This is a genomic window from Falsiroseomonas tokyonensis (assembly GCF_019024325.1).
GTDB lineage: Bacteria > Pseudomonadota > Alphaproteobacteria > Acetobacterales > Acetobacteraceae > Falsiroseomonas > Falsiroseomonas tokyonensis.
The window spans coordinates 12,856-38,270 of record NZ_JAFNJS010000003.1 but is presented as its reverse complement, the minus strand read 5'-3'; the positions used below and the strand labels follow the sequence as shown (position 1 = coordinate 38,270).

The window sequence follows — 25,415 nt, the reverse complement described above, 5'->3', positions numbered from 1 at the left end:
GCGCTCAGCCGGCCTTGGCCGAGCCGGCCCTGATGACTCCGATGAAGGATCTGCATGTCGAAAGAGGACATGATCGAGTTCAGCGGCACCGTCGTGGAGCTGCTGCCCAACGCGATGTTTCGCGTCAAGCTCGACAACGACCACATGGTATTGGCCCATACCAGCGGGAAGATGCGCAAGAACCGCATCCGCGTCCTGGCCGGTGACAGGGTGAACGTGGAAATGACGCCCTATGACCTGACCAAGGGGCGCATCACCTTCCGCTTCAAGTAGCTGACGCCTTGCCGGCATCGCTCGGCATGTCCCAGGTGCGACCAAGGCTGGTGCTGGCCTCCGGCAGTCCACGGCGGCTCGAACTTCTCGCCAGGATCGGCATAGCGCCGGACCAGGTTCTTTCGGCTGACATCGACGAAACCCCCCGCAAGGGTGAGGCGCCCCGTCCGCTCGCGGTGCGTCTCGCGGCGGGCAAGGCCGCGGCGGGTGCCCTGATGGCGCCAGGCGCGCTGATTCTGGCCGCCGATACGGTGGTCGGCGTGGGTCGGCGCATTCTGGGCAAGCCCCTGGATGCGGCGGAGGCGGCCCGATTCCTTGCTCTTCTCTCCGGGCGGCGGCATCGCGTGATGACGGGGGTCTGCCTGATCTGGCCCGATGGCCGGCAGACCACGCGGCTGGTGACCACAATCCTCGCCTTCCAGCGGCTGACCCAGGCCCAGATCGAGGACCATGTCGCCTCCGACGAATGGCGCGGCGTGGCGGGCGGCTACCAGATCCAGAAGCGCGCCGAGATGTATGTGCGCTTCCTGTCCGGAAGCCATTCCAATGTGGTCGGCCTGCCTCTGTTCGAGACGGCGCAATTGCTGCGCGGAGCAGGCTGGCTGCGGCCATGAGCGGCGACGCGGAAATCCGCGTCAGCGTCTCCCCGGGCGAGGTTCGCGTCGCCGGCCTTCGCGATGGCCGGTTGGAGGTGGCCTTCATCGAACGGCCGAGCCGCCCCGATGGGGTCGGGGACCTGCACCGGGCGAGGGTGACTGCCATCCTTCCCGCGATGAGCGGCGCCTTCCTGCTGCTGGGCGACGACACCTCAGGCTTCCTGCCGGAAAGCGAGTTGCCCCCGCCGCGCCGCCCCATCGCCAAGGCCTTGCAGGAGGGCCAGTCCCTGCCTGTGCGCGTGATGCGGGCCGCCCAGGGCGGCAAGGGACCCCGTCTTTCCGCACGTCTTTCGCCTGCCGAGCAGAAGCTGGCGCAGCAAGTCGGCAGCGGGGCGCCGGCCCTGCTGCAAAGGGGGGATGGCGCGGCCATGCGTCTGGCACGCGATTGGCCGGAGGCCCCGATCGTGACGGATGGACCGGCGGTGGCCGGCCTGCTGCGCGCCGCCCTCGACCCGGCCCGCATCACCCTCACCCTGTCTCCGGCCTTCGGGCCGGAGCTGGAGGCCCGCTTCGCCGAGCTGGCCGAACCCCGCCTGGCCCTGGATGGCGGTGCGAGCCTGATCTTCCACCCGACCCCGGCGCTGACGGCCATCGACGTCGATTCGGGTAGCCTCGCGGCCTCGCGGGATCCGGTGGCGCATGAGCGTCTGAATGCGGTCGCCATCCCTGCGATCGCGCGGGAGCTCCGCCTGCGGAACTTGGCGGGGGCGATCCTGGTCGATTTCGCGGGCCTGGCCGTCCGGCGGCGTGAGATGCTGGTGGCCCCGCTGGCTGAGGCCCTGGCGCAGGACCCGCTTTCGCCGCGGCTGCTGGGGATGACCCGGCTCGGCCTGATGGAAATCGTGCGGCCCCGCGTCCATCCGCCGCTGCACGAGATCCTCGGCCTGCCGCCAAGCCCGCTGACCTGCGGCCTGGCGGCCCTGCGCCAGGCGGTCCGGGAGGAGGCGGCGAAGCCCGGTGCCAGCTTCGCGCTTCGTGCGGCGCCGGAGGTGATCCTCGCGCTTCAGGCCCTGCCCCAGAGCCTCATGGACTACCAGGCGATCACCCAGCGTGCCCTGGCACTGCAGCCCGACCCCCGGCTTCGCCCGGGCCAGGAAGACATCATGGAGATCCCGGGATGAAGGAGCCCGACGCCAAGCCGCCCCGCGCCCGTCGCTGCCCCATCTGCAGCAAGCCGCTGGAGGCGAGCACCGCCCGCTTCTGCTCGGACCGCTGCGCCAATGTCGATCTGGGCCGCTGGCTGCGCGGCCACTACGCAATCCCGGTGCGGGAGCCCGAGGACCCCGAGGCGGAATCCTGAGCGAAGCCGGGTGGACAGCCACCGGACCTTCCGCTATCACGCGCGCCTCTGCCGGGGGATGCGGTTCCACCATCCTTCGCTTGGGCCCAGGTAGCTCAGTTGGTAGAGCATGCGACTGAAAATCGCAGTGTCGGTGGTTCGATTCCGCCCCTGGGCACCATTCTTCAGCTTCCTGGGATCAGCCTCTGGCCACCGCGAAACCACTTGCGAAGCCCCACGGCTTGCGTGAGGTTCGCCGCGCCACTGCCCCCAAGAAGGACTGACCCTTGGCCTATGCGCTGCAGCAGCTGATCAACGGCATCAGCCTGGGGATGATCTATGGGCTGATCGCGGTCGGCTATACGATGGTCTACGGCATCATCGGCATGATCAACTTCGCCCACGGCGACATCTTCATGGTCGGTGCCTTCATCGCGCTGATCGCGATCCTCAGCCTGATGTCGAGCGACCTGATGGGTGGCCCCGCTGCCATCCTGCTGGTGCTGGCGATCTCCATGGCCTTCACCGCGCTCTACGGCTGGACGGTGGAGCGAATCGCCTATCGCCCGCTGCGCGGCAGCTTCCGCCTGGCGCCGCTGATTTCGGCCATCGGCATGTCCATCGTGCTACAGAACTTCGTTCAGGTCAGCCAGGGCGCCCGGGTGAAGCCGCTGGAGCCGCAGCTGCGCGGCGGGGTGGAACTGATGCGGGACGGCGACTTCGTGGTGCAGCTGTCCTACATGCAGATCCTGATTATCGTCTCCACCCTCGCTGTGCTCGCCGTCTTCACCTGGCTGGTGACGCAGACCGCCCTGGGCCGCGCCATGCGGGCCTGCGAGCAGGATCGCAGGATGGCCTCCCTGCTCGGCATCAATACGGACCGGACCATCAGCCTGGCCTTCGTCATCGGCGCGGCGCTCGCGGCGGTCGCCGGCACGCTCTACCTGCTGCGCTATGGCATCGCGGATTTCTTCATGGGCTTCATCGTCGGCGTGAAGGCCTTCACCGCGGCGGTGCTGGGCGGCATCGGCAGCCTGCCCGGCGCCGTGCTGGGAGGCCTGCTGATCGGCCTGATCGAGACCTTCTGGTCGGCCTACTTCTCGGTCCAGTACAAGGACGTCGCCGCCTTCAGTATCCTCGCCCTCACCCTGGTCTTCCTGCCCACAGGTCTGCTCGGGCGGCAGGAGATCGAGAAGGTATGACGACGCCTCAGTCGGCGTCGATTGCGGCACGGTTGCGGGCTGCCACGCTCGATGCCCTGAAGGCCACCGGCATCGCCTTCGGCCTCTTCGTCGTGATGGTTGGTCTGCGCACGGATATCGGCCCGACCGGTGCGCTGCTGCTGCGCACCCGCTGGCCGGATGTGGCGGCCCTTTGCGCCGCAGTCTTCATCCTCCGGCTCGTCCTGGCGCTCAGCGTCCGGCCACAGCAGGCGGCGGTCACGCCGGCGCGCTGGGCGGCCGGCCTGTCGCGCGCCGGGCTGCTCTTTGGGCCGGCCCTGCTCGCCCTCGCGCTGATCCTGCCCTTCATTCCCGGTATCGGCCGCTACGAGCTGGACCTCGGCATCCTGGTGCTGACCTATGTGATGCTCGGCTGGGGGCTGAACATCGTGGTCGGCCTCGCCGGCTTGCTGGACCTCGGCTACGTCGCCTTCTACGCGGTCGGCGCCTATTCCTATGCGCTGCTGGCGCAGTATTTCGGATTGTCCTTCTGGATCTGCCTGCCGCTGGCCGGAATCCTCGCCGCCTTCTGGGGCGTGCTGCTGGGCTTCCCGGTGCTGCGGCTGCGCGGCGACTACCTGGCCATCGTCACTTTGGCCTTCGGCGAGATCATCCGCATCGTGCTGCTGAACTGGGTCAGCCTGACCGGCGGGCCCAACGGCATCTCGGGCATCCCGCGCCCCACCTTCTTCGGCCTGCCCTTCAGCATGGGCGGCGGACCGGGCACCTTTGCCGGCTTCTTCGGGCTGGAGCCCAACCCCTCGCACCGCGTCATCTTCCTGTACTACCTGATCCTGGCGCTCGCGCTGCTGACCAACTGGGTAGCGATGCGCATCCGCCGCCAGCCGATCGGCCGGGCCTGGGAAGCGCTGCGCGAGGATGAGGTCGCCTGCCGCGCGCTCGGCATCAACATCACCAACACGAAGCTGACGGCCTTCGCGCTCGGCGCCATGTTCGCGGGCTTCGCCGGCGCCTTCTTCGCCACGCGCCAAGCCTTCATCAGTCCCGAAAGCTTCACCTTCATCGAAAGCGCCATCATCCTGGCCATCGTGGTGCTCGGCGGTCTCGGCAGTCAGATCGGCATCGCGGTGGCCGCCATCGTCATGATCGGCGGCTTCGAGCTGTTCCGCGACCTCGACGAATACCGGATGCTGGTCTTCGGCGGCGCCATGGTGCTGATCATGGTGCTGCGCCCGCGCGGACTGGTCGGGTCCCGGTCACCGAGCGTGCTGCTAGGTGCGCGACGCGAATGAGCGCCGCCCTGCAACCCGCCGCGGGCACCGAGATCCTCGAGGTCAAGTCGCTCAGCATGCGCTTCGGCGGTCTGCTGGCCGTCGATGGCGTGGATTTCCAGGTGCAGCGCGGCAGCATCACCGCGCTGATCGGCCCGAACGGCGCCGGCAAGACCACGGTCTTCAACTGCATCACCGGCTTCTACCGGCCGACCGCGGGGCAGATCCGGCTGCGCCGCGCCGATGGCAGCGTCGCCGCGCTGCAGACGCTGAAGGACCACCGCATCGCCCGCGCCGGCGTCGCCCGCACCTTCCAGAACATCCGCCTGTTTGCTGGCATGACGGTGCTGGAGAATCTGCTGATTGCCCAGCACATCAAGCTGCAGAAGGCGACCGGCTTCGGCATCGGCGCCATGCTCGGCCTGTCCGGCTATCGCGCCGCGGAAGCGGAGGCGATCGACCGCGCGGCGGAATGGCTGCGCGCCATCGGCCTGCTCGACCGCGCGGACGATATCGCGGGCGGCCTGCCATATGGCGCACAACGGCGGCTGGAGATCGCGCGCGCCATGTGCACCATGCCCGCCCTGCTCTGCCTGGATGAGCCGGCGGCCGGGTTGAATCCGCGGGAGTCGGACGACCTGGCGAAGCTGCTGGTCAGCATTCGCGACGGCACCGCGACCGCCAGCCCGCCCACCTCCGTGCTGCTGATCGAGCATGACATGGGCATCGTCATGCGCATCTCCGACCATGTCGTGGTGCTGGACCACGGCCGGAAGATCGCGGAGGGACCGCCCGACCAGGTGCGGAACGACCGCCACGTCATCGCCGCCTACCTCGGGGAGGATGAGGAAGGCTGATGGCTGGACCGATGCTGGAAATCGACAACCTCTCCGCCGGCTACGGCGCGGTGCAGGCGCTGAAGGGCGTGTCCCTGCATGTGGAGAAGGGCGAGATCGTGACGCTGATCGGCGCCAATGGCGCCGGCAAGTCCACCCTGCTGATGAGCATATGCGGCGACCCTCGCGCCCGCGCCGGCCGCGTGCTGCTGGATGGCGAGGACATCACCGCCAAGCCGACGCATGAGATCATGCGCAGCGGCGTGGCGCAGGCGCCGGAGGGACGGCGCATTTTCCCCCGCATGTCGGTGCTCGAGAACCTGATCATGGGCGCGCAGGCGGCGGGCCAGGATCCGGATGCGGAGCTGCCTGGTGTCTTCGCCCTGTTCCCGCGGCTGCGCGAAAGGCAGTCCCAGCGCGGCGGCACGCTCTCGGGCGGCGAGCAGCAGATGCTGGCGATCGGCCGGGCGCTGATGTCCCGGCCGCGTCTGCTGCTGCTGGACGAACCCTCGCTCGGCCTGGCGCCGTTGATCTCCCGCCAGATCTTTGCGGCGATCCGCGATCTGAACCAGCGGGAGGGGCTGACCGTGCTGCTGGTGGAGCAGAATGCGAATCAGGCGCTGCGCCTTGCCCATCGCGGTTATGTGCTGGTCACTGGGCGCATCACCATGAGCGGCAGCGGGGCGGATTTGCTGGCCCGGTCGGAGATCCGCGACGCCTATCTCGGCGGCGGCCACTGAGCGTCAATCCGGCCAGCCGGCCAGGGCGCGCGCCTCGGCGGGGCTAACGCCGCGGGCGCGCAGTTCGCGCAGCGTTTGGGCCCGGTCGCGCTTCGCCAGACGCCGCCCTTCGGCATCGGTCAGCAGGGGGTGGTGGGCATAGGCGGGCTCCGGCCAGCCCATCAGCGCCTGCAGCAGCCGGTGCAGGTCGGTGGCCGGCAACAGATCCTCGCCCCGCGTCACCAAAGTCACCCCGTCCCGCGCATCGTCATGCGTGACGCAGAGGTGGTAGCTGGCGGGCACGTCCTTGCGCGCCAGCACCACGTCGCCGAAGCGGGCCGCCGTGCAGGCCAAGCGGCCACGCCCCGCCTCGGCAAAGGAGAGCCCCGGCCCGGCCCGCTCCAGCGCCCGCGGCATGTCCAGCCGCAGCGCATGTGGCTCGCCGCGCGCCAGCCGCGCCTCGCGCTCGGCCTGCGAAAGCCGCCGGCAGATGCCGGGGTACAGCGGCCCGTCCGGGCCATGCGGGGCGGAGGCACTGCCCGCGATCTCCCGCGCGATGTCGCGCCGGGTGCAGAAGCAGGGGAACAGCAGCCCACGGTCACTCAGCGCCGCCAAGGTCTCGGCATAATCCGCCATGTGCCGTGACTGCACGCGCACCGGGCCGTCCCACTCCAGCCCGAGCCAAGCCAGGTCTTCCTGGATCGCCTCCGCGAATTCGGGGCGGCAGCGCGTGCTGTCGATATCTTCCAGCCGCAGCAGGAAGCGCCCCTGCCCTGCCCGCGCCCGGCGCCAGCCGGCCAGCGCCGAATGAGCATGGCCGAGATGCAGGAAGCCCGTCGGGCTCGGGGCGAAACGCGTGACGAGGGGCCGGGGCGCGGTCATCCTGCCCCCGCGTAGCCGAAGCCCGGGAAGGGGAGCAAGCGATGGCTGATGGATTGGACGGGCCGAGCTGGGGCCCTGCATCGGGCGGCAAGCCACGCCATCTCGTGCTGCTGCTGCACGGCGTCGGCGCCGATGGCTTCGACCTGATCGACCTGGCCCCCGGCTGGGGCAAGGCGGTACCGGATGCGCTGTTCATCGCGCCGCATGGGCCGGAGCCCTGCGACCTCGCCCCCTATGGGCGGCAGTGGTTCAGCCTGCAGGATCGGCGACCCACGCTGATGCAGGCGGGGGTGCAGGCGGCGGCCGAGTCGCTCGGCCCGGCGGTGGAGGCGAAGCTGCGCGAACTCGGCCTTACCCGACGGGACCTGGCGCTGGCCGGCTTCAGCCAGGGCGCGATGACGGCGCTGCACTTCGGCCTGCATCCGCCGGATGGCTGCGCCGCCGTGCTCGCCTATTCCGGCGCTCTGCTGGCGCCCCCCACCCAGGCGGGGCCGGGCGCGGCGCCGGTGCTGCTGGTGCATGGCGCGGCGGATGAGGTGGTGCCGGAGGCGGGCAGCCGGCAGGCCGAAGCGGCGCTGCTCAAGGCCGGCTTCACCGTGGAGGCGGTGTACCGGCCGGGCCTGGGGCATGCCATCGACGAGGTCGGCATTAGCCTCGGTGCGCTGGCGCTGCAGCGCGCGCTATGCGGCCCCGCATGACGGCTGGATGAAAGCCGTGGAACAGGCGGTTGCGCCGCCAGGGCGGCCCTGGCATGAAGACGAGGTCAACGCGGCGCTGCCACAGAATATGGGGCTTGCCTAACGTTCGGAGCCCCAGTTCTGGGAAGTGTCGCCATTCATAGGAGTGGCGCTTGCCTGACGGCGGACACTTCCAGTTGGGGCAGTCATTTCCCGCGCTCGTACTGAACGCGGATTTCCGGCCGCTATCCTATTTCCCCCTCTCGGTCTGGGCCTGGCAGGATGCGGTGAAGGCCGTTTTCCTGGACCGTGTCTCCGTGCTGTCGGAATACGAGACGGTGGTGCACTCGCCGCGGGTGACCATGCGGCTGCCCAGCGTCATCGCGCTGAAGGACTATATCCCGGCCGCCCGCAGGCCTGCCTTCACGCGGTTCAACGTCTTCCTGCGCGACAGCTTCGAATGCCAGTATTGCGGCCAGGGCCGGCCGACGCCGGAGCTGACCTTCGACCATGTCATCCCGCGCAGCCGCGGTGGCCGCACCACCTGGGACAACGTCATCACCGCCTGCGGCCCCTGCAACCTGCGCAAGGGCAACAAGCTGCCGCGGGAATGCCGGATGTTCCCCCGCCAGGTGCCGCGACAGCCCACCAGCTGGGAGCTGCAGGAGAATGGCCGGTCCTTCCCGCCTAACTACCTGCATGAAAGCTGGCGCGACTACCTCTACTGGGACAGCGAGTTGGAGAGCTGACCCTTTGGTCGGTGGTACGTGCCGCCGATCTGGTCGCGCGACCTTACCTGCCGGCAGCCTCGCGGCTGGCCCGGCGCAGGATCCACGCTGACAGCAGCAGCGCATAGATCAGGTTCATCCCCGCAATCGAAACGGGCAGGCCGGGGATGAGGTAGGCCGGCTCGTCGCAGGGCTTCGACGGCAGGGGCGTCATGTTGCGCAGCAGGTCGTCCACGCTGACCGAGGCTCCCACGCTGGGCGCCAGGCAGGCCGGCAGCGGTGAGGGCCACCACCCCTGTTCCACCCCCAGATGCAGCGCAGCGATGGCGCCCGAGACGGCGACCGCGGCCGCCGCCGCGCGCAGCAACCAGACCCGCCCCGGCTGCGGTAGCAGCCCCGCCAGCACGGCCAACCCGGCCGCGACCCAATAGGGCCAGCGCTGCCAGAGGCAGAGCGCACAAGGGGCCAAGCCGGGCCAATATTCGAAGCCCAGGGCGAGCAGCGGCGCGGCGGCGGCGAGAATCGCCACCAGGAAAGGGATTGGCATGGCGCATTCATCGTCCCGCCAGCGGCCGAGGGCAACTGGACCCTGGGCTGTCCCGGACCTACCGTAACGGCGCATCAGGAGGGGAAAAGCTGCCATGCTGCGGATCTGGGGCCGGGCCAATTCGTCCAATGTCATGAAGGTGCTGTGGCTCTGCGAGGAGCTCGGCCTGCCCTTCGAGCGGATCGATGCCGGCGGCGCCTTCGGCAAGACGAAGGAGCCCGCCTACCTCGCCCTGAACCCCAACGCCCTGGTCCCGACCATCGAGGAGCCAGACGGCTTCGCGCTTTGGGAAAGCAATGCGATCCTGCGCTACCTGGCGCGGTCGAAGGCGCCGGGGCATCCGATTTACCCGGCGGATCTGCGCCTGGCCGCGGATTGCGACCGCTGGATGGACTGGCAGCTGGGCACGCTCAACCGGCCCATGACGACGGTGTTTTTTACCTACGTCCGTATCCCCGAGGCTGAGCGCGACTGGCCGGCGACGCACAAGGCACGGGCCGAGGCCGAGCAGCTTTGGGCCATGCTGGACCGACACCTGGCAGGCCGCCCCTTCATCACCGGCGATGCCCTGACCCTGGCCGATATCGCGCTGGGCATCTACGTGCACCGCTGGTTCGCCATGCCGATCGAGCGCGCGGAAATGCCGGCGCTGCGCGGTTGGTACGACCGCCTGCTGGCCCGGCCCGGCTGCGCCAAATACGCCTCCGGCCCGCTGACCTGAGGCGTCAGCGGCTGGCGCCGGGAGTCCAGAGGACGTCGCCGGCGCCATTGCCGTTCAGGCGTCGGGAAAGTACGAACAGATGGTCCGAGAGACGGTTGAGGTAGCGGATCACGGCAGGGTTCACCGCATCCTCCGCCGCCAGCGCCACCACATCCCGCTCCGCCCGGCGGATGATGGTGCGAGCAAGATGCGCATGGGCAGCGCCGGGGCTACCGCCGGGCAGCACGAAGCTGCGCAGCGGCGGCACCAGGGCATTCATCCCGGCCAATTCGGCTTCCAGCCTCAGGCACTGTGAATCGCTCACCCGCAGGCGGTCCTGCGCGGTCCCGGGGACGCAGAGATCCGCGCCGAGGTCGAAAAGGTCGTTCTGGATGCGTCCGAGCATCTCATCAGCGGCCGAATCCCCCGCCAGATGCAGGCGCAGCAGGCCCAGCGCCGCATTGGCCTCGTCGATGGTCCCATAGGCCGCGACGCGCAGCGCATCCTTGCGTACCCGCGTGCCGTCGCCGAGCGAGGTTTCCCCCGAATCGCCGCCCCGGGTCGTGATCACATCCAGCCTTACCATCGTCGGTCTCCTTCGAGCTGGAAGGTGATGCCGATGGCGGTGGTCGAAAAGACCGGCACCCCGTCGCGTTGCGCGGGCTCGAAGCGCCAGCCCCGCACGGCGCGGATCGCCGACTCGTCCAGCGCCGGAAAACCGGCGGAGGTCAGCACCTGCACATCCACGACACGGCCGGTAGCGTCGATCTCGACCCGCAAGGTCACCCGGCCGCGCTCGTTGCGAAGCCGGCTCGCATAGGGATATTCGGGCGGCGGATTGGCGGCGCCCGCCAATTGCCGCGCCGGGATCACGGCGCCCAGGGCCTCGCCGCCCGCCTGCTCGCGCAGCGGGCCGGGGCTGGCGGCAGCGCCCGGTGGCGTGGCGCCGGCCCTAGGCGAGGTGGACTCGGGCCTGGCGGCCACGGGACGCGCGGGCGCGGCCGCGGGACGCGCGGGTGCGGCCGCGGGAGGGGCGGGCGGCGGCAGGGGTAGCGGCGTCTCCGGCACCTCCTCTGGCACCTCCGCCGGAAGCGCGGCGGCTTGCGGTGCCGGAGCCGAGGCCGACTGGCTCGGCTCGATGGGCTCGGCCTCGGCCGGCGGCAGCGGCGCGGCGGCAGGCGTAGCGGGTGGTTCGAGCGGCTGGGTCTCGCCGGCGGGCTCCGCCGCATCGCCCGCCCAGGGCGATTGCTCTGCCCAGACCAGCGCCACCTGCTGCACCGCGTCGCCGGGCGGGGCGAGCCCCGGCAGCGCAAGCAGCGCCGCAAGGCCCGCCGCATGCAGCAGCAGCGACAGGGCAAGGGCATGCGGCACATGACGGCGCTTGGCGGGCCGCCCACCCCTCCGCCTCACAGCACCAGCACACCCCGGTGCTTGGCCTTACCCTCCGGCTCGACATGGATGGTGATGACGGCGGCATCCAGGTGAGCCTTCAGCGCCCCCTCGATCCGGTCGCAGATGTCATGCGCCTGCGTCACGGCCATGTCGCCCGGCACCACCAGGTGGAATTCGACGAAGGTGAAGCGGCCCGAGCGGCGGGTGCGCAGGTCATGCGCCTCGATCGCGCCCTCCGCATGCGCGGCGACCAGGCTGCGAATCCGGCCGAGTTCCTCGGCCGGCGCCGCCTCGTCCATCAGGCCACCGAAGGATTCGCGCATCAGCTGCCAGCCGGAATAGAGGATATTCACTGCCGTCAGCGCCGCCAGCAGCGGATCGATCCACAGGATGCCGGTCAGCGCCACCAGCGCGACGCCGACCAACACCCCGACCGAGGTGACGACATCCGACAGCAGGTGCCGCGCATCCGCAACCAGCGCCGGGGACCGCGAGGCGCGACCACGGCGGAACAGTGCCGCGGACCAGGCCGCGTTGATACCGGTCGCGATGGCCGAGACCGCCAGCCCCGAGGTCGCTGCCTCCAGCGCACGCGGCGCGAGCCAGGCGTCCCAGGCCTCGTTCAGGATCAGCAGCGCTGCGACGCAGATCAGCACGCCTTCCAGCACGGCTGAGAAGTATTCGGCCTTGGCATGGCCATAGGGATGCTCGGCATCGGGCGGCTTGGCGGAGACGCGGATGGCAGCCAGCGCGACCACGGCGGCTGCAACATTCACCACGCTCTCCAGCGCATCGGCGAAGAGGGCGACGCTGCCGGTGAGCCACCAGGCGCCCGCCTTCAGGCCGAGCACCAGTAGCGCCACGCCCACGCTCGCGGCGGCATAATGCTCGACGCGCTTCATGCTCTGGCTCCATCGGACCGGACGCTTGATGCACCGCCCCGCGGGGGCGGCGCAACCATGCGGCGCGGCGCGCTACACCGAGAAGTACTTGGCGCGGGGGTGGTGCAGCACGATGGCACTGGTGGACTGTTCCGGGTGCAGCTGCCACTCGTCCGAGATGGAGACGCCGATCCGCTCCGCGTCCAACAGCTTCAGCAGCGGCTCCTGGTCCTCCAGCTTCGGGCAGGCGGGATAGCCGAAGGAATAACGGCCGCCGCGATAGGATTGCTGCAGCATCTTATCCATGTCGCGGTCGTCTTCGCCCGCAAAGCCGAGCTCGGCGCGGATGCGCTTGTGGACATACTCGGCCATCGCCTCCGCCATCTCCACGGACAGTCCGTGCAGATAGAGGTAGTCCTGGTAACGGTTGTCCTCGAACCATTCCCGCGCGATGTCGGAAGCCTTCTGACCCACCGTCACCACCTGCAGGCCGATCACGTCGCGCGCATTCGGGCCCTCGTCGATGTCGCGGACGAAATCGGCGATGCATTCGCCATCCGGCTTCGGCTGGCGCGGCAGGTTGAAGCGGCAGACTTCTGTCACGCCATCCTCGGCAAACAACACCAGGTCGTTCCCCTGCCCGGCGCATTTCCAATAGCCGTAGATCGCCTGCGGCTTGAGGATTTTCTGATCCTCCGCCAGCGCCAGCATGCGCTTCAGCACCGGGCGCAGTTCCTGCTTCGCCCAACCGAGAAAATCCTCCAGCGACCGGCCAGACTTCCGGAAGCCCCACTGGAATTGGTACAGGCTGCGCTCATTGATGAAGGGGATGATCGCCTTGGGCGGCGCCTCCACCACCCGCGCGCCCCAGAAGGGCGGTACCGGCACGGCGCTCTCGGCAGCCACGCGACGGCGGCGTTCCTGGGCATAGGCGACATCCACCGGCGCGAAGCCGCGCGGATCGGCCTGGCCGAGGGTGCGCTTCTCGTTCTTTGCCTTGCCCACGCGCTTCGCCTGCAGCGCGGCGAGATAATCCTCGAAGCCATTGCCCATCACCTTGTCCATCAGGTGCAGGCCATCGAAGGCGTCCCGCGCATAGGCCACGCGCCCGCAGGCATAGGCCTTCACGCAGTCATCCTCGACATAGTTGCGGGTCAGGGCGGCGCCGCCCAGCATCACGGGAATGTCGATACCCTGGCGGCTCATCTCCTCCAGGTTCTCGCGCATCACCACGGTGGACTTCACCAGCAGGCCGGACATGCCGATGGCATGCGCCTTGTGCTCCTTCGCCGCGGCGACGATGTCCATCAGCGGCACCTTGATGCCGAGGTTGACCACCTTGTAGCCGTTGTTGGTGAGGATGATGTCGACAAGGTTCTTGCCAATGTCGTGCACGTCGCCCTTCACCGTGCCGAGCACGATGGTGCCCTTCTCCTGGCCCTCCACCTTCTCCATGAAGGGCTCGAGATAGGCGACGGCCGCCTTCATCGTCTCCGCGCTCTGGAGCACGAAGGGTAGCTGCATCTTGCCAGCGCCGAACAGCTCGCCCACCACCTTCATGCCGTCCAGCAGAACGTCGTTGATGATGGAAAGCGGCGTATTGCCCTGGTCGAGCGCCACTTGCAGTTCTTCGTTCAACCCCTTGCGGTCGCCATCGACGATGCGGTCCTTCAGGCGCCCCTCGACCGTCTCGGCACGCACCTTCTTGACGTTGTCTGCCGCCTTTCGGCCGGAGAAGATCTCCAGCACCTTCTGCAGCGGGTCATAGCCTTCGCGGCGGCGATCGAAGATCAGGTCCTCGACCACCTCCACCTCCTCCGGCGGAATCTGGTGCAGCGGCTTGATCTTGGAGACGTGGACGATGGCGCCGGTCATGCCGGCCTTCACGGCATGGTCCAGGAAGACGCTGTTGAGGACGTGCCGGGCCGCAGGGTTCAGGCCGAAGGAAATATTGGACAGGCCGAGGATGATCTGGATGTCCGGAAACTTCTCCCGGATCATGCGGATCCCCTCGAGCGTCCAGAGACCGAGCTTACGATCGTCCTCGTTGCCGGTGGCGATGGTGAAAGTCAGCGGGTCGATCAGCAGGTCGGATTGCGGCAGGCCGTATTTGTTGCAGGCGAAGTCGACCAGACGCTCCGCGATGCGCAGCTTGTCCTCCGCCGTCTTGGCCATGCCGACCTCGTCGATGGTCAGTGCGATGACGGCGGCGCCGAACTTCTTCGCCAGCTTCAGCCGGTCATGCGCCGCCTCCTCGCCATCCTCGAAGTTGATCGAGTTGATGATGGGCTTGCCGCCATGCAGCTTCAGCGCGGCCTCGATCACCGGCGTCTCGGTGGAGTCGATGACGAGCGGGCTGTTCACGCTGCTGGTGAAGCGGCGGATGACCTCGTTCATCTCCTCGATCTCGTTGCGGCCAACGAAGGCGGTGCAGACATCGAGGCTGTTCGAGCCTTCGGCGACCTGCTCGCGCCCGATGGCGACGCAGCCGTCCCAGTCGTGCGCTTCCTGCCGCTGGCGCCAGACCTTGGAGCCATTGGCGTTGCAGCGCTCGCCGATCGAGAAGTAGCTGTTCTCCTGCCGCAGGGCGGTGGCGCCGTAGAGGCTGGCGACGGAGGGCACCCAGTGCGGCTTGCGCAGCACCGGCGCTGGCCGGTGACGGGCGCCACCGAGCTTGCGCAGCAGCTGGTCCAGCGCCTGGATATGCGGGGTGGAGGTGCCGCAGCAGCCGCCGATCAGGTTCAGCCCGTCCTCGAGAACGAAGCGCTCCATCCAGGAGGCGAGCTCGTTAGGGCCGAGCGGATAATGCGTCTTGCCATCCACCAGCTCCGGCAGGCCGGCATTGGGCTGCACGCTGAGCAGGCCGGGCCAGTTCTGTGACAGCCAGCGCACATGCTCCGCCATCTCCTGCGGGCCGGTCGCGCAGTTCAGGCCGATGAGCGGCACATCAAGCGAATGCACCACCGTAGTCGCGGCGGCGATATCGGGGCCGACCAGCAGCGTGCCGGTGGTCTCCACCGTCACCTGCACGAAGATCGGGATGTCGGACTTCGCCTGGGCACGCGCGATCTTCGCCGCATTCACCGCGGCCTTGATGAACAGCGTGTCCTGATTGGTCTCGGTCAGCAGCGCATCGGCGCCGCCGGCGATCAGCCCCTGGCATTGCAGCACCAGCGCCGCTTCCAGCTGGTCGTAGCTGATATTGCCCAGGCTCGGCAGCTTGGTGCCCGGGCCGATATCGCCGATCACCCAGCGATGCCGGCCATCCGCGAAGCTCTCCGCCGCCTCACGCGCCAGTTCCACCGAGAGCCTGTTGATCTCAAAGGCCTTGTCCTCGAGCTCAAACTCCCCGAGCGTGACGGGGGAGCCGCCGAAGCTGTTGGTCAACACCATATCGGCGCCGGCTTCGTAGTAGCCGCGGTGGATTTCGCGCACGAGGTCCGGGCGCGAGAGGTTCAGCACCTCCGTGCAGTTCTCCTTCCCCCAGAAGTCCTTGTCGGTGTCGAGGGTCAGCGCCTGCACGCGGCTGCCCATGCCACCGTCGCAGAGCAGGACCTGGTCGCGGAGGGCGTCGAGAAGATGCGGACGAGACATGCGGGGGAACCCCTTCAGCGAGTCGAAACGGAGAGGGAGGCCGGCTGGCGCTGTGCCACCCAGAGGCGCACGGCCAGCGGGCCGTCGATGCTGCGCGCCTGGCGCAGCGCGCAGCCGGCGGCGCCGAGCCAACCGGCAAGCTGCGCGTCATCGAAGCCGGGCCAGCGATGCGCGTGGCGGCCCAGCAGATCAGCCCGCGCATGCGGGGCAAGGTCCACCACCAGCAGGCTGCCGCCGGGCTTCAGCACGCGCGCCGCCTCGGCCAGCGCCGCGGCAGGATCCTCGGCATAATGCAGCACCATCTGCAGGGTCACGGCATCGAAGCCGGCATCAGGCAGCGGCAGGCGGTACATATCGGCCTGGCGCACCGCGCAATGGTTCAGGCCGCGCTCGGAAAGCCGGGCCCGGGCCAGGGCCAGCATCTCGCGGCTGGCATCGACGCCGAGGGCGCTGCCGCAACGGGCGGCGAGGACTTCCAGAAGGCGGCCGGTGCCGCTGCCGATATCCAGCAGCCGGTCGATCTGGCCGGGCAGGATATCCACCAGGGCCGCCTCGATGGCCGCCGCGGGCAATTCCAGCGCGCGCATCTCGTCCCAATCGGCACCGTGCCGGCGGAAGGCATCGGAAGCCGCGCGCGCACGCTCCGCGGCCAGCCGCGCCGCGGCCCGGCGATCAGCCGCCAGAAGCGGGTCCTCCTCCGGCAGGCGGGCCAGGATCTGGCGGACCAGGTCGGCATCGGCCGGCAAATGGAAGAAGACGTTCGCGCCTTCCGGCATGCGTTCCAGCAGCCCCGCCTCCACCAGCAGCTTCAGATGCCGGGAGAGCCGGGGCTGCGACTGACCGAGAATGCCGCAGAGGTCGGAAACGCAGAATGAACCGCGCGCACAGAGCGACAGGAGGCGCAGCCGGGTAGGCTCGGCGGCGGCACGGAGCTGGGCCAGGAGATCTTCCATGGCCTTGCAAATAACATAAAGATATCCTTATGTCTAGTCTATGACTTGGTCCCTGGACGCGCGCATCCCCCTGCACTTGGCCTCGCCCGAGGAAGCTGCCGCCCGGATCGAGGCCGCGCGGCAGGCTGGCGTCAAGCTGGCGCTGCTGATTCCCGAGTCTTTACAGGGCGTGGCCACGCAGGGCCTGCCATCTGCGGCCTTCGCGCCCGACGGCCCACGGCATGCCGCAGCCTGCGCCTGCTGCGCCGGCCGCCCGCCCGTCTCAGCGGCGCTCGACCGCCTGTTCCAAGCGCGCGTGCGCGGTACTGCCCCCTGGTTCGACAGTGTCCTGGCGGTGGTGACCGACACCACATGCCGCGCGGAGGTCGAGACGGCCCTGATGCACGACCCCCTCACCCAGGCCCGCTTCCGCCCAGGCTTTTGAAGGCCCTGCCGCTGCGCCGAATAGGCGCCCGGGCTAGCTGCAGACGACCTCGACCCGCCCCAGGGGGCCGAGTGACGCGGAAACCCGGCCCCCGACGCGCGAAGGTGGCGTCAGACCCGCCACCACCAATAGACCGCCAGCCGGCAGGCCACCCAATCGCCGGGCGAAGGCCGCGGCCTCGACGAAGACGGAGGCCAGATCCCACGACACGACCTTCCGCCGCGCCCCCAGGGGTCCAAGCCCAGCCTTGACGCGTCCTGGTGCCAGCGCTTTGCCCCGGCTGGCGACGAGAAGGCCGAGGCGAGCCAGGTCGGCGGTCAGCGCGATATCGTCGGCCTCGGCCTCTTCGCTGAAGCGGGTCGCGGAGATGTCGATGGCCGCATGCAGCGCCGCCAGGCGAGGCGGCTCCTCGGCATCGGGGTCCAGCCTCTCTCCCAGCACGCCGATGACAGCCGCGGTCAGGACAGGCTGCCGCAGCGCCCCCATTGCCACAGGGGCGCCGTTCGGCAGCAGCCGGCCCTCGATCATCGGCCCGGCCAGCGTGCCAGCGCCCGGCCGGTGCAGCAGGCGCACGCCGCAGGGGGCGATCTCAAGTTGCTGCAACACCGCCAGCGCCACCGCCTCGGCCTCCGCAAGATCACGCGGCGCGATCTCGGGCGGCAGGGTGGCCAGAGGGTTGCCGGTTTCCACGGCCTCGACGAGCCAGCGGGTCGCCGGCTCCGGCGTCCAGTCGGACGCCAGCGGGATCACGTCACTCAATTGAGCGGCGGGAGGTTGATTTCCTCCTGTTCCGTGAATCCGCCCGCGGGCGGGGCATCGAGCAGGGTTGGAGCACCGGGCACTGGCGTCGCGCTGCCATAGAGATTCTCGGGCAGCCAGGTGACCAGGGCGGGAAAGACATAGACCAGTGCCATGCAGAAAACGACGATGTAGATGAACGGCATGCAGCCGCGGAAGATATCCTCCAGCCGCACATGCGGCGGCGCCACGCCCTTCAGGTAGAAGGCCGCCATGGCCACGGGCGGGGACAGGAAGGAGGTCTGCAGGTTCAGCGCGATCATGATGCCGAAGAAGATCGGGCTCACGCCGAAATCGTCGAGCAGCGGCAGGAAGATCGGCACGAAGATCACGATGATCTCCGTCCACTCCAGCGGCCAGCCCAGGATGAAGATGATGACCTGCGCCAGCAGCAGGAAGGTGAAGCTGTTCAGCGGCAGCGACTTGACGAATTCCTCCACCACCGACTGGCCGCCGAGATAGCCGAAGACGGAGGAGAAGATGTAGCTGCCGACGAACAGCCAGCAGACCATGGCGCTGGTCCGCGCCGTCAGGAAGACGCTCTCCTTCAGCTTCTGGAAGGTGAAGGCGCGGTAGGCAATGGCCAGGACGACGGAGCCTAGCGAGCCCATCGCCGCCGCCTCCGAGGGCGTTGCAAGGCCCATGAGGATGGAGCCCAGCACCGCCGCGATCAGGAAAGCGAGCGGGAAGAAGGAGGTCAGCAGCGCGAAGAGGACCTGCCCCAGCGGCGCGACCACGGCATCCGGTGGCAGGCGTGGTGCGCGGTGCGGCTGGAAGATTCCGACGCCGACGGCATAGATCACATAGAGAAGCGCCAGCGTCACGCCCGGGATGAAGGCCGCAGCATAGAGCTGAACCACCGACACGCCCGCGGTCGCGCCGTAGAGGATGAGCATGATCGAGGGGGGAATGAGGATGCCGAGGCAACCGCCGGCGCAGGTGACGCCCGCGGCAAGCCGCGGATCGTAGCCGGCCCGCAACATGGCGGGGAAGGCGAGAAGGCCCATCAGCGTGACCACCGCACCGACGATGCCGGTCGCCGTGGCGAAAAGCGCGCAGGTGACCAGGGTGGCCACGGCGAGACTGCCGGGCAGGTTCCGACTGGCCATCTGCAAGGCCCTGAACAGTCGGTCCAGGATATTCGCCCGCTCGATGATATAGCCCATGAAGACGAAAAGCGGCACCGAGATGAGCACATCGTTGCTCATCACCGCATAGGTCCGCTGCACCAGCAGGTCGAAGACCCGCTCCTGCATGCCGAGATAGCCGAAGAACAACCCCATCGCCATCAGCGTGAAGGCGATTGGGAAGCCCAGCATGATGAAGAACAGAAACAGCAGAAGCTGCGTCAGCCCGAGGCCTGCATCACTCATTTGGCGTTGCTCATGTCGGTCGGCCCTGGGGCTCAGGAATGCGGATGGCGCGGAGACGGGTCTTGCGAAGCGGCCAGTTGGTTGGTGGAGCGTACCAGGGCCGCCTCGCCACCGCGCGCCATCTCGGCCGCCAGCGCTTCGGCACCCTTCGCCTCCGCCGCCGCCAGGATCTGCTGATCAAGTTCCTCGACATCCGAGAGGCGCTGCGGCCAGGCGCCGGTTCGGATGCATTGCAGGCATCGGACAAATTCGACAGCGCCCTGCAGCAGCAACAGCAGGCCGACGATCGGGATCAGGAACTTGAAGGGCCAGATGATGGGCCCGTTCGGGCTGATGCTGGATTGCTCATTCTGTGCCCAGGACTGGACCGCAAAGTGCCAGCCCGAGATCATGAAGGCGAAGATCGCCGGGAAGAAGAAGACCAGATAGAGGACAAGGTCGAACTTGGCCTGCAGCCGCGGATTGAACATGCGGTAGAGGAAGTCGCCGCGCACATGCCCGTTGCGCGACAGCGCATAGGCGCCCGCCATCATGAACAGCGTGCCGTACAGCATGTATGAGGTATCAAAGGCCCAGGTCGTCGGCGCGGCAAAGAAGCGGCGCGCCACGACGTCATAGACGATGACGCCTGTGAGGATGACGACAGTCCAGGCGAATATCTGGCCCACGACGGTCGAGAGCCGGTCGATGCCGATCAGGACACGCTGCATGATACTGCCTTCTGGCGGGACGACCGGGCAAAGCAGAAGTGCCGCGGGACCGGCGACGCCTGTGGTGGGAAAGCCTCAGGCGTCGGCGGGCGCGGTTCAGCCCTGGCGGGCGAAGAAGTGGTTGTAGGAGATGATCGGGCTCGCCTCGTAGCGCAGGAAGAAGCCGCCGACGCGACGGCACCAGTCGCGCTGGCTGTCGCAGACCTTCTTGAAGAACGGCCCGTTCGCCGGGTTGGAATTATCCCCCTCAAGCCGCTGCACCACCGTGTCCCAGGCGCGCAACTGCGCATCGAGCACCGGGCGCGGCGTCGGGCGCACATTCACGCCGGACTGGGCCAGCGCGACCAGGTCCTTCGAATAGCGGTCCTGCAACTTCCAGGACATATCGGCCGAGGCGGCCTCGGAGGCATGGCGCAGCACCGCCTGCAGCTCCGCCGGCAGGCCGTCATACTTGCCCTTGTTGAACAGGATCTCGAAGGATTCCGTCCTCTGGTGGAAGGACTGGATCATGTAGTTCTTGGCCACATCGGCGAAGCCGAGGACGCGGTCGGAGGAGGGGTTGTTGAACTCCGCGCCGTCGATCACGCCGCGTTCCAGCGCAGGGACGATTTCGCCGCCCGGCAGCGCCACCACGGCCGCTCCCATCTCGTTGAACAGGTCAGTCGCCAGGCCCACGGTACGATAGCGCAGGCCGCGGATCTGATCGACGCTGGTGATCGGGTTCTTGAACCAGCCGAGCGGCTGGGTCGGCATGGGGCCGGTCTGGAAGCCCACGACGTTCAGCCGCAGGATGTCGTTTACAAGTTCCTTGTACAGCGCCTCGCCGCCGCCGTGGTAGAACCAGCCGAGCAGCTGGTTGGCATCGCCGAACCAGGGCGGGGAGGTGCCGAACAGGCTGAACGCCTTGTTCTTGCCGAACCAATAGGCCGAGACGCCATGGCCGCCATCCAGGGTGCCGGCATGCACGGCATCCATCAGCTGGAAGGCACCGACGACGGCACCCGCCGCCAGCAGCTCCAGGCGCAGGCGCCCGCCGGCCATGCTATTGGCGCGGGTCACGAAATCCTGGGCGAACTCATGGAAGATGTCACGCTGCGGCCAGGTCGACTGGAAGCGCAGCACCGTCGTCTGCGCGTGGCTCACGTTCGGCGTCGCCAGAACAGCTGTACCAACGGCGCCGACGGCAGTGGCCTTGAGTAGGCCGCGGCGACCGGCATTGCGCGTGTCGTTCTCGTTCATCCCTACCTCCCGGACGGGCCGACTGTCCGATTTGCGGATCATTCGGCAATTTTTTCCCTCTGCTTCATACGGGCTCGCCGCGAGGATACGCAATGCCCGGTTTGGCTCGGGAAAAGACGGCCAACTATTTCGTGACGAAGGCCTTCTCCACGACATAGGTCGCGGGGCGATTATTGGCACCTTCGGTGAAGCCTCGGGCCTCCAGGATGACGCGCATATCGGCGTTCATCGCCTCGCTTCCGCAGAGCATGGCGCGGTCGCGGTCCGGCGAGAGGGTCGACAGGCCAAGATCGGCGAAGAGCCGCCCGCTTTCGACCAGCGTCGTCACGCGACCCTGGTTCGGAAAATCCTCCCGGGTCACGCTGGGGTAGTAGAGCAGCTTGCCCCGGACCAGGTCGCCCAGCAGTTCGTGCTCGGGCAGGTCCTTCGAGATCGTCTCCCGATAGGCCAGTTCCGCCACCTGGCGTACCGTGTGCACCACCACCACCCGGTCGAATCGATCATAGGTCTCGGGCTCGCGGATCAGGCTCAGGAAGGGCGCCAGTCCGGTGCCAGTGGCAAAGAACCACAGCGTGCCGCCTGGCAGCAGGTTCTCCGTCACCAGCGTGCCGGTCGCCTTGCGGCCGATCAGCACCCCGTCGCCGGGCACGATATGCTGCAGGCGGGATGTCAGGGGGCCGTCCTGCACCTTGATCGAGAGGAATTCGAGGTGTTCCTCCCAGGGCGCGCTGACCAGCGAATAGGCCCGGACCAGCGGGTTGCCCTCCACCATCAGCCCGATCATCGCGAATTGCCCGGCAACGAAGCGGAACTGGGGGCTGCGCGTGCAGGTGAAGGAGAACAGCCGATCGGTCCAGTGATGGACCGTCAGCACCCGCTCCAGGAAGAACCCGGGCGGGGCGGCTTCGACCGCCGCGGAGGCGCTGGGGGATGACATGCCGCCCGTATGCGACATCCCCCGCCCTGCTGCAATGCGGTTGCAGCCGGCCGAGTCGCGGCCCTGCCCGACCCTGCCCATCTCGCCCTTCGGGCCGGGCTGGGGCATGCTGGCGCTTCACCAGGATCCGGGCGCCGATGATGACCGACCTCGCTCCGCCATCCCCCCCCCCGCTCGGGGAGGTCGTGGATTCCACGCCGCGCGCCCTGCCCGCCCGCGTTCCTCATCGTGGCGCCTCCGTCACGCTTGAGCCACTCGCGGTGCGGCACGCGGCGGAGCTTTGGGCTGCGGCACAGGCCGATGCGGCGGGCCATGGCTGGGCCTATCTCGGCTACGGCCCCTTCGCGGATGGCGAGGCGATGCGGCGTCACGTGGCCACCTTCGCCGCCCAGCATGACCCGATGGCCTGGGCCATCCGCCCGCATTCCAGCGGGACGGTCCTCGGCTGGCTGACGCTGATGGATATCCAGCCGGCCAATGCGGCGATCGAAATCGGGCACATCTGGTTCTCGCCACGGCTCCAGCGCACCCGCGCGGCGACGGAGGCGATGTTCCTGCTGATGCGCCATGCCATGGACGACCTCGGCTACCGTCGCCTGGTCTGGAAGTGCAACGCGCTGAACGCCCCCTCGCGCCGCGCCGCGGTTCGCCTGGGCTTCGTCTTCGAAGGCGAGTTGCGGGCACACCAGGTGGTCAAAGGCCGGCGCCGGGATACCGCCTTCTTTTCGATCCTCGCCGAGGAATGGCCTGGCTGCCGGGACCGGATCGCCGCCTGGCTCGATGATTCGAACTGGGACCATGCCCAACGCCCGCGCCATTCGCTCAGCGGTTCGGCGCCGGCGCCACAGGTGTGAGACAGTCCCTAAACCCGGGCGACCAGGCAGGTTGGCGATGGCGTTGTGTTCGGGCCGGTCCTGTCGCACAGTCTCAGGTTGGTGCGGATGAGTAACGGAGGTCCGGTGGTGCCGCGTGCATTCGAAGATCGGGTCGGTGCTTTCGTGCCGGGGCCGCGGGTGGAATTGGCGGGTGCCGCCTCCGGGCCTCTCCTGGGCCTGGATTTCGCGGTCAAGGACCTGTTCGACGTGGCGGGTGTCGTCACCGGCTATGGCAATCCGGACTGGGCGCGCACCCATGCGCCCGCCGCCGCGACCGCGCCGATCATCCTGGCGCTGACCCAGGCCGGCGCGCAGTTGCGCGGCAAGACGAAGACGGTGGAGCTCGCCTATGGACTGACCGGCGAGAACGTCTGGTACGGCACGCCGATCAATCCCGCCGCGCCGGACCGCTTCCCTGGCGGATCCTCCTGCGGCTCCGCGGCCGCGGTCTCGGCTGGCCTCGTCGACTTTGCGCTGGGCAGCGATACCGGCGGTTCGGTGCGTATCCCGGCCAGCTATTGCGGCATCTTCGGCATCCGCCCCTCCTGGGGCGCGGTCAACCTCACCGCTGCCTGCCCGCTGGGCCCCAGCTTCGACACCGCGGGCTGGTTCGCCGCCCGCGCCTCCGTGCTGCGGCGGGTCGGCGATGTGCTGTTGCCGGGCGGGGGTGCCAGCGGGGGCGACAATGCGCTCGGGCCGCTGATCAAGGTACAGGAAGCCTGGGTGAACGCGGTGCCGCAGACCGCAACTGCGCTCGTCGGCGCCCTTTCGAAGGTCGAGCACGTGCTCGGCCCCTGCCTATCCGTGCATCTCGCGCCCGAGGGCCTGACCCAGCTCTACGAGAATTTCCGGGCCGCGCAGGCGGAGGAGGCCTGGGCGAGCCTGGGTTCCTGGGTGGAGGCCATCAAACCTGCCTTCGGCCCGGGCGTCGCGGAACGCTTTGCGGCCGCCAAGGCCACCGCGCCCGCCGTCGCAGCCGCCGCACGCGCCTTCCGCGAGGTTTTCCGCCAGCGGATGCGGGCGCTGCTCGCCGGCGGCGGCGTGCTGATCTACCCGACCTCGCCCGTCGCCGCGCCCCGCCTCGACATCGATGCCGAGGCCCAGCAGGCGGTGCGGGAGCGGACCATGGGCGTCACCGCCATCGCCGGCCTCGCCGGTCTCTGCGAGGTGACGCTGCCGGCCGCCAAGGTGGATGGCGTGCCGGTCGGCCTTTCGCTGGCCGCCGCACCGGGCCGCGACCGTGCCCTGCTGGCCGTGGCCGAGCGGGTGGCCGCCGAATTGCGACTGCCGGTCTGAGGCGCATGGCGGCAGGGCGCTTGCCCCTGCCAGTGAGGCAGCCTAATCGCTGGGGCTCCGCCGATCCTGGGAAGCCTGCCGATGCTGATCCGTGACGCGACCGCGAACGACCTGCCGGCCATCACCGCCATCTACGCCCACCACGTCCAGGTCGGCACCGGCACCTTCGAGGAGGTCCCGCCGCCGCAGGCCGAGATGGCGGCGCGCATCGCGAAGGTGCAGGAAGCCGGCTGGGCCTGGCTGGTGGCGGAGCTGGACGGCGTCGTCATCGGCTACGCCTACTTCAATCAGTTCCGCGAGCGATCTGCCTATCGGTTCTCGGCCGAGAATTCGATCTATGTGCGCGACGACGTCAGGGGCCAGGGCGTGGGCAAGGCGCTGGTGGAAGTGTTGCTGCGCCGCGCCACCGATTGCGGCTTCCGGCAGATGCTAGCCGTCATCGGTGATTCGGAGAATGTCGGCTCCATCGGCTTGCACGTCTCCCTCGGCTTCCGCCAGGCCGGCGTGCTCAAGGCGGCCGGGCTGAAATTCGGCCGCTGGGTCGATGTGGTCTTCATGCAGCGCGCACTTGGCGAGGGCGACCGCACCCTGCCCGTCTAAAGCACTATCGGCTCACACTGAAGCAGCGTGAACCGATTTCGTGCTTTAGAAACAATAGCTTCTACAGCACGAGATCTGTCCGTTCGGACAGATCGTGCTGTAGCAGCGCGCCGCGCGTCAGCCCGCAGACGTCCGGAGGCTGCTCAGCGCCCAGCCAGGGTCAGGATCATAGCCAGAACCCAGAGGAAAAGGGCCAGGGCCCCGATCGGCTCCGCATGCCAGACCAGCCGCTGCCGCAGCGTCTCGGCCATCATCCGCTGCGCCTGCTCCGCCGGAAGGCTCCGGGCCAAGGCCGTCGCATGCACCAGCAACAGGCTCCAAAGCTCGCTGCGCCGAAGATTTCGGCTGGGTGTCCGCCAGGCCAGCCACAGCAGGCCCAGGCAGATCAGCCCCAGGAGGTTCCCGCCCGTCCGGAATGCCAGGGCCAGGTCAAAGGACAGGGCCAGCATCAGCGTCACCACGCCCAGCCCGGCGAAGCTGAGGGCGCGCCGGATGCTGTGATCCGCCAGGGTTCGCATCAGATCCATCAACCACCCCTCCGAAACACCAGCTGCCATCTGGCGGTGGTGCCGCACGGCAGCAACCTCCGGCCTG

The 25,415-nt window shown here is 68.5% G+C and carries 28 protein-coding genes and 1 tRNA gene; 16 read left to right on the top strand and 13 right to left on the bottom strand.

Features of this window, described 5'->3' with window-relative positions:
- Positions 1-54 precede the first annotated feature (54 nt).
- From infA to J3S20_RS10660, 9 genes are all read left to right on the top strand, one after another.
- Entirely contained in the window at positions 55-273 is a 219-nt protein-coding gene (gene infA / locus J3S20_RS10700) for a translation initiation factor IF-1 (protein WP_092956859.1), read from the top strand.
- Positions 274-299: 26 nt separating this feature from the next.
- On the top strand, positions 300-887 hold the full coding sequence (locus tag J3S20_RS10695; RefSeq protein WP_216836474.1) for a Maf family protein: 588 nt from the start codon (positions 300-302) through the stop codon (positions 885-887).
- Positions 884-2,050, top strand: a complete 1,167-nt coding sequence (locus J3S20_RS10690; RefSeq protein ID WP_216836473.1) for a ribonuclease E/G — start codon at positions 884-886, stop codon at positions 2,048-2,050. The genes J3S20_RS10695 and J3S20_RS10690 overlap by 4 nt, the downstream gene beginning before the upstream one ends.
- A complete protein-coding gene (locus J3S20_RS10685; RefSeq protein WP_216836472.1) occupies positions 2,047-2,229 on the top strand; it encodes a DNA gyrase inhibitor YacG in 183 nt (60 codons plus the stop codon). Before J3S20_RS10690 ends, J3S20_RS10685 begins: the two co-directional genes overlap by 4 nt.
- Positions 2,230-2,313: 84 nt before the next feature.
- Positions 2,314-2,389 (top strand) — tRNA-Phe (locus tag J3S20_RS10680).
- Positions 2,390-2,495: 106 nt separating this feature from the next.
- A complete protein-coding gene (locus J3S20_RS10675; RefSeq protein WP_216836471.1) occupies positions 2,496-3,410 on the top strand; it encodes a branched-chain amino acid ABC transporter permease in 915 nt (304 codons plus the stop codon).
- The gene (gene livM, locus J3S20_RS10670) at positions 3,407-4,681 is read left to right on the top strand and encodes a high-affinity branched-chain amino acid ABC transporter permease LivM (RefSeq protein ID WP_216836470.1); all 1,275 of its coding nucleotides are present in this window, start codon (positions 3,407-3,409) and stop codon (positions 4,679-4,681) included. Before J3S20_RS10675 ends, livM begins: the two co-directional genes overlap by 4 nt.
- The gene (locus tag J3S20_RS10665; protein ID WP_216836469.1) at positions 4,678-5,517 is read left to right on the top strand and encodes an ABC transporter ATP-binding protein; all 840 of its coding nucleotides are present in this window, start codon (positions 4,678-4,680) and stop codon (positions 5,515-5,517) included. Before livM ends, J3S20_RS10665 begins: the two co-directional genes overlap by 4 nt.
- Positions 5,517-6,236 carry an ABC transporter ATP-binding protein gene (locus J3S20_RS10660; protein WP_456305693.1) on the top strand — a complete coding sequence of 240 codons (720 nt, stop codon included), beginning with the start codon at positions 5,517-5,519 and terminating at the stop codon, positions 6,234-6,236. The genes J3S20_RS10665 and J3S20_RS10660 overlap by 1 nt, the downstream gene beginning before the upstream one ends.
- Before the next feature lie 3 nt (positions 6,237-6,239).
- Here the strand turns inward: J3S20_RS10660 and gluQRS are convergent, their stop codons facing one another.
- Complete coding sequence (gene gluQRS / locus J3S20_RS10655) at positions 6,240-7,097, bottom strand: tRNA glutamyl-Q(34) synthetase GluQRS (protein ID WP_216836468.1); 858 nt, start codon at positions 7,095-7,097, stop codon at positions 6,240-6,242.
- A 41-nt stretch (positions 7,098-7,138) separates the two neighbouring features.
- Between gluQRS and J3S20_RS10650 the strand changes: the two genes are divergently transcribed.
- Positions 7,139-7,795, top strand: a complete 657-nt coding sequence (locus J3S20_RS10650; protein WP_216836467.1) for an alpha/beta hydrolase — start codon at positions 7,139-7,141, stop codon at positions 7,793-7,795.
- A gap of 152 nt (positions 7,796-7,947) precedes the next feature.
- Positions 7,948-8,523 carry an HNH endonuclease gene (locus J3S20_RS10645; RefSeq protein WP_246602675.1) on the top strand — a complete coding sequence of 192 codons (576 nt, stop codon included), beginning with the start codon at positions 7,948-7,950 and terminating at the stop codon, positions 8,521-8,523.
- A 43-nt stretch (positions 8,524-8,566) separates the two neighbouring features.
- Here the strand turns inward: J3S20_RS10645 and J3S20_RS10640 are convergent, their stop codons facing one another.
- Positions 8,567-9,049 carry a disulfide bond formation protein B gene (locus J3S20_RS10640; RefSeq protein WP_216836466.1) on the bottom strand — a complete coding sequence of 161 codons (483 nt, stop codon included), beginning with the start codon at positions 9,047-9,049 and terminating at the stop codon, positions 8,567-8,569.
- Positions 9,050-9,143: 94 nt separating this feature from the next.
- On the opposite strand from J3S20_RS10640, the gene J3S20_RS10635 reads away from it, so the two are divergent.
- Positions 9,144-9,770, top strand: a complete 627-nt coding sequence (locus tag J3S20_RS10635; protein ID WP_216836465.1) for a glutathione S-transferase family protein — start codon at positions 9,144-9,146, stop codon at positions 9,768-9,770.
- Positions 9,771-9,774: 4 nt separating this feature from the next.
- Here J3S20_RS10635 and J3S20_RS10630 read toward each other — a convergent pair whose 3' ends face one another.
- From J3S20_RS10630 to J3S20_RS10610, 5 genes are all read right to left on the bottom strand, one after another.
- Positions 9,775-10,335 carry a cob(I)yrinic acid a,c-diamide adenosyltransferase gene (locus J3S20_RS10630; RefSeq protein ID WP_216836464.1) on the bottom strand — a complete coding sequence of 187 codons (561 nt, stop codon included), beginning with the start codon at positions 10,333-10,335 and terminating at the stop codon, positions 9,775-9,777.
- Positions 10,329-11,120 (bottom strand): energy transducer TonB, encoded by a 792-nt coding sequence (locus J3S20_RS31110; protein ID WP_216836463.1) that lies wholly within the window; start codon positions 11,118-11,120, stop codon positions 10,329-10,331. Before J3S20_RS31110 ends, J3S20_RS10630 begins: the two co-directional genes overlap by 7 nt.
- Positions 11,121-11,155: 35 nt before the next feature.
- Positions 11,156-12,043 (bottom strand): cation diffusion facilitator family transporter, encoded by an 888-nt coding sequence (locus J3S20_RS10620; RefSeq protein ID WP_216836462.1) that lies wholly within the window; start codon positions 12,041-12,043, stop codon positions 11,156-11,158.
- 72 nt (positions 12,044-12,115) lie between these two features.
- On the bottom strand, positions 12,116-15,616 hold the full coding sequence (gene metH / locus J3S20_RS10615; RefSeq protein ID WP_216836461.1) for a methionine synthase: 3,501 nt from the start codon (positions 15,614-15,616) through the stop codon (positions 12,116-12,118).
- Positions 15,617-15,630: 14 nt separating this feature from the next.
- Entirely contained in the window at positions 15,631-16,569 is a 939-nt protein-coding gene (locus tag J3S20_RS10610) for an ArsR/SmtB family transcription factor (RefSeq protein WP_216836460.1), read from the bottom strand.
- 40 nt (positions 16,570-16,609) lie between these two features.
- Between J3S20_RS10610 and J3S20_RS10605 the strand changes: the two genes are divergently transcribed.
- The gene (locus J3S20_RS10605; RefSeq protein WP_216836459.1) at positions 16,610-16,993 is read left to right on the top strand and encodes a hypothetical protein; all 384 of its coding nucleotides are present in this window, start codon (positions 16,610-16,612) and stop codon (positions 16,991-16,993) included.
- A gap of 33 nt (positions 16,994-17,026) precedes the next feature.
- Here J3S20_RS10605 and J3S20_RS10600 read toward each other — a convergent pair whose 3' ends face one another.
- The 5 genes from J3S20_RS10600 to J3S20_RS10580 form a co-directional block, all read right to left on the bottom strand.
- The gene (locus tag J3S20_RS10600) at positions 17,027-17,752 is read right to left on the bottom strand and encodes a hypothetical protein (protein ID WP_216836458.1); all 726 of its coding nucleotides are present in this window, start codon (positions 17,750-17,752) and stop codon (positions 17,027-17,029) included.
- The gene (locus J3S20_RS10595) at positions 17,749-19,164 is read right to left on the bottom strand and encodes a TRAP transporter large permease (RefSeq protein ID WP_216836457.1); all 1,416 of its coding nucleotides are present in this window, start codon (positions 19,162-19,164) and stop codon (positions 17,749-17,751) included. The genes J3S20_RS10600 and J3S20_RS10595 overlap by 4 nt, the downstream gene beginning before the upstream one ends.
- A 32-nt stretch (positions 19,165-19,196) precedes the next feature.
- Positions 19,197-19,874 carry a TRAP transporter small permease subunit gene (locus tag J3S20_RS10590; protein WP_216836456.1) on the bottom strand — a complete coding sequence of 226 codons (678 nt, stop codon included), beginning with the start codon at positions 19,872-19,874 and terminating at the stop codon, positions 19,197-19,199.
- A gap of 96 nt (positions 19,875-19,970) precedes the next feature.
- Positions 19,971-21,113: a TRAP transporter substrate-binding protein gene (locus J3S20_RS10585; RefSeq protein ID WP_216836455.1), complete on the bottom strand. Its 1,143-nt coding sequence runs from the start codon at positions 21,111-21,113 to the stop codon at positions 19,971-19,973.
- A gap of 124 nt (positions 21,114-21,237) precedes the next feature.
- Complete coding sequence (locus tag J3S20_RS10580; RefSeq protein ID WP_216836454.1) at positions 21,238-22,050, bottom strand: ferredoxin--NADP reductase; 813 nt, start codon at positions 22,048-22,050, stop codon at positions 21,238-21,240.
- Between the two features lie 137 nt (positions 22,051-22,187).
- Here J3S20_RS10580 and J3S20_RS10575 point away from each other — a divergent pair, with 137 nt between their 5' ends.
- From J3S20_RS10575 to J3S20_RS10565, 3 genes are all read left to right on the top strand, one after another.
- On the top strand, positions 22,188-22,904 hold the full coding sequence (locus tag J3S20_RS10575; protein WP_246602671.1) for a GNAT family N-acetyltransferase: 717 nt from the start codon (positions 22,188-22,190) through the stop codon (positions 22,902-22,904).
- 108 nt (positions 22,905-23,012) lie between these two features.
- Positions 23,013-24,221: an amidase gene (locus J3S20_RS10570; protein WP_216836453.1), complete on the top strand. Its 1,209-nt coding sequence runs from the start codon at positions 23,013-23,015 to the stop codon at positions 24,219-24,221.
- A gap of 81 nt (positions 24,222-24,302) precedes the next feature.
- Complete coding sequence (locus J3S20_RS10565) at positions 24,303-24,821, top strand: GNAT family N-acetyltransferase (RefSeq protein ID WP_216836452.1); 519 nt, start codon at positions 24,303-24,305, stop codon at positions 24,819-24,821.
- 143 nt (positions 24,822-24,964) lie between these two features.
- Here the strand turns inward: J3S20_RS10565 and J3S20_RS10560 are convergent, their stop codons facing one another.
- Positions 24,965-25,348, bottom strand: coding sequence for a hypothetical protein (locus J3S20_RS10560; RefSeq protein WP_216836451.1), 384 nt, complete (start codon positions 25,346-25,348; stop codon positions 24,965-24,967).
- Positions 25,349-25,415 lie beyond the last annotated feature (67 nt).

What these genes read in the sequence shown, in the direction of transcription:
- livM (WP_216836470.1), top strand. Translation starts at nt 3,407, where the DNA reads ATGACGACGCCTCAGTCGGCGTCGATTGCGGCACGGTTGCGGGCTGCC.
- J3S20_RS10610 (WP_216836460.1), bottom strand. Translation starts at nt 16,569, where the DNA reads ATGGAAGATCTCCTGGCCCAGCTCCGTGCCGCCGCCGAGCCTACCCGG.
- metH (WP_216836461.1), bottom strand. Translation starts at nt 15,616, where the DNA reads ATGTCTCGTCCGCATCTTCTCGACGCCCTCCGCGACCAGGTCCTGCTC.
- J3S20_RS10640 (WP_216836466.1), bottom strand. Translation starts at nt 9,049, where the DNA reads ATGCCAATCCCTTTCCTGGTGGCGATTCTCGCCGCCGCCGCGCCGCTG.
- J3S20_RS10580 (WP_216836454.1), bottom strand. Translation starts at nt 22,050, where the DNA reads ATGTCATCCCCCAGCGCCTCCGCGGCGGTCGAAGCCGCCCCGCCCGGG.
- J3S20_RS10635 (WP_216836465.1), top strand. Translation starts at nt 9,144, where the DNA reads ATGCTGCGGATCTGGGGCCGGGCCAATTCGTCCAATGTCATGAAGGTG.
- J3S20_RS10605 (WP_216836459.1), top strand. Translation starts at nt 16,610, where the DNA reads ATGACTTGGTCCCTGGACGCGCGCATCCCCCTGCACTTGGCCTCGCCC.
- gluQRS (WP_216836468.1), bottom strand. Translation starts at nt 7,097, where the DNA reads ATGACCGCGCCCCGGCCCCTCGTCACGCGTTTCGCCCCGAGCCCGACG.
- J3S20_RS10595 (WP_216836457.1), bottom strand. Translation starts at nt 19,164, where the DNA reads ATGAGTGATGCAGGCCTCGGGCTGACGCAGCTTCTGCTGTTTCTGTTC.
- J3S20_RS10585 (WP_216836455.1), bottom strand. Translation starts at nt 21,113, where the DNA reads ATGAACGAGAACGACACGCGCAATGCCGGTCGCCGCGGCCTACTCAAG.
- J3S20_RS10665 (WP_216836469.1), top strand. Translation starts at nt 4,678, where the DNA reads ATGAGCGCCGCCCTGCAACCCGCCGCGGGCACCGAGATCCTCGAGGTC.
- J3S20_RS10565 (WP_216836452.1), top strand. Translation starts at nt 24,303, where the DNA reads ATGCTGATCCGTGACGCGACCGCGAACGACCTGCCGGCCATCACCGCC.
- infA (WP_092956859.1), top strand. Translation starts at nt 55, where the DNA reads ATGTCGAAAGAGGACATGATCGAGTTCAGCGGCACCGTCGTGGAGCTG.
- J3S20_RS10685 (WP_216836472.1), top strand. Translation starts at nt 2,047, where the DNA reads ATGAAGGAGCCCGACGCCAAGCCGCCCCGCGCCCGTCGCTGCCCCATC.
- J3S20_RS10690 (WP_216836473.1), top strand. Translation starts at nt 884, where the DNA reads ATGAGCGGCGACGCGGAAATCCGCGTCAGCGTCTCCCCGGGCGAGGTT.
- J3S20_RS10650 (WP_216836467.1), top strand. Translation starts at nt 7,139, where the DNA reads ATGGCTGATGGATTGGACGGGCCGAGCTGGGGCCCTGCATCGGGCGGC.
- J3S20_RS10620 (WP_216836462.1), bottom strand. Translation starts at nt 12,043, where the DNA reads ATGAAGCGCGTCGAGCATTATGCCGCCGCGAGCGTGGGCGTGGCGCTA.
- J3S20_RS10560 (WP_216836451.1), bottom strand. Translation starts at nt 25,348, where the DNA reads ATGGATCTGATGCGAACCCTGGCGGATCACAGCATCCGGCGCGCCCTC.
- J3S20_RS10695 (WP_216836474.1), top strand. Translation starts at nt 300, where the DNA reads ATGTCCCAGGTGCGACCAAGGCTGGTGCTGGCCTCCGGCAGTCCACGG.
- J3S20_RS10590 (WP_216836456.1), bottom strand. Translation starts at nt 19,874, where the DNA reads ATGCAGCGTGTCCTGATCGGCATCGACCGGCTCTCGACCGTCGTGGGC.
- J3S20_RS10660 (WP_456305693.1), top strand. Translation starts at nt 5,517, where the DNA reads ATGGCTGGACCGATGCTGGAAATCGACAACCTCTCCGCCGGCTACGGC.
- J3S20_RS10575 (WP_246602671.1), top strand. Translation starts at nt 22,188, where the DNA reads ATGATGACCGACCTCGCTCCGCCATCCCCCCCCCCGCTCGGGGAGGTC.
- J3S20_RS10630 (WP_216836464.1), bottom strand. Translation starts at nt 10,335, where the DNA reads ATGGTAAGGCTGGATGTGATCACGACCCGGGGCGGCGATTCGGGGGAA.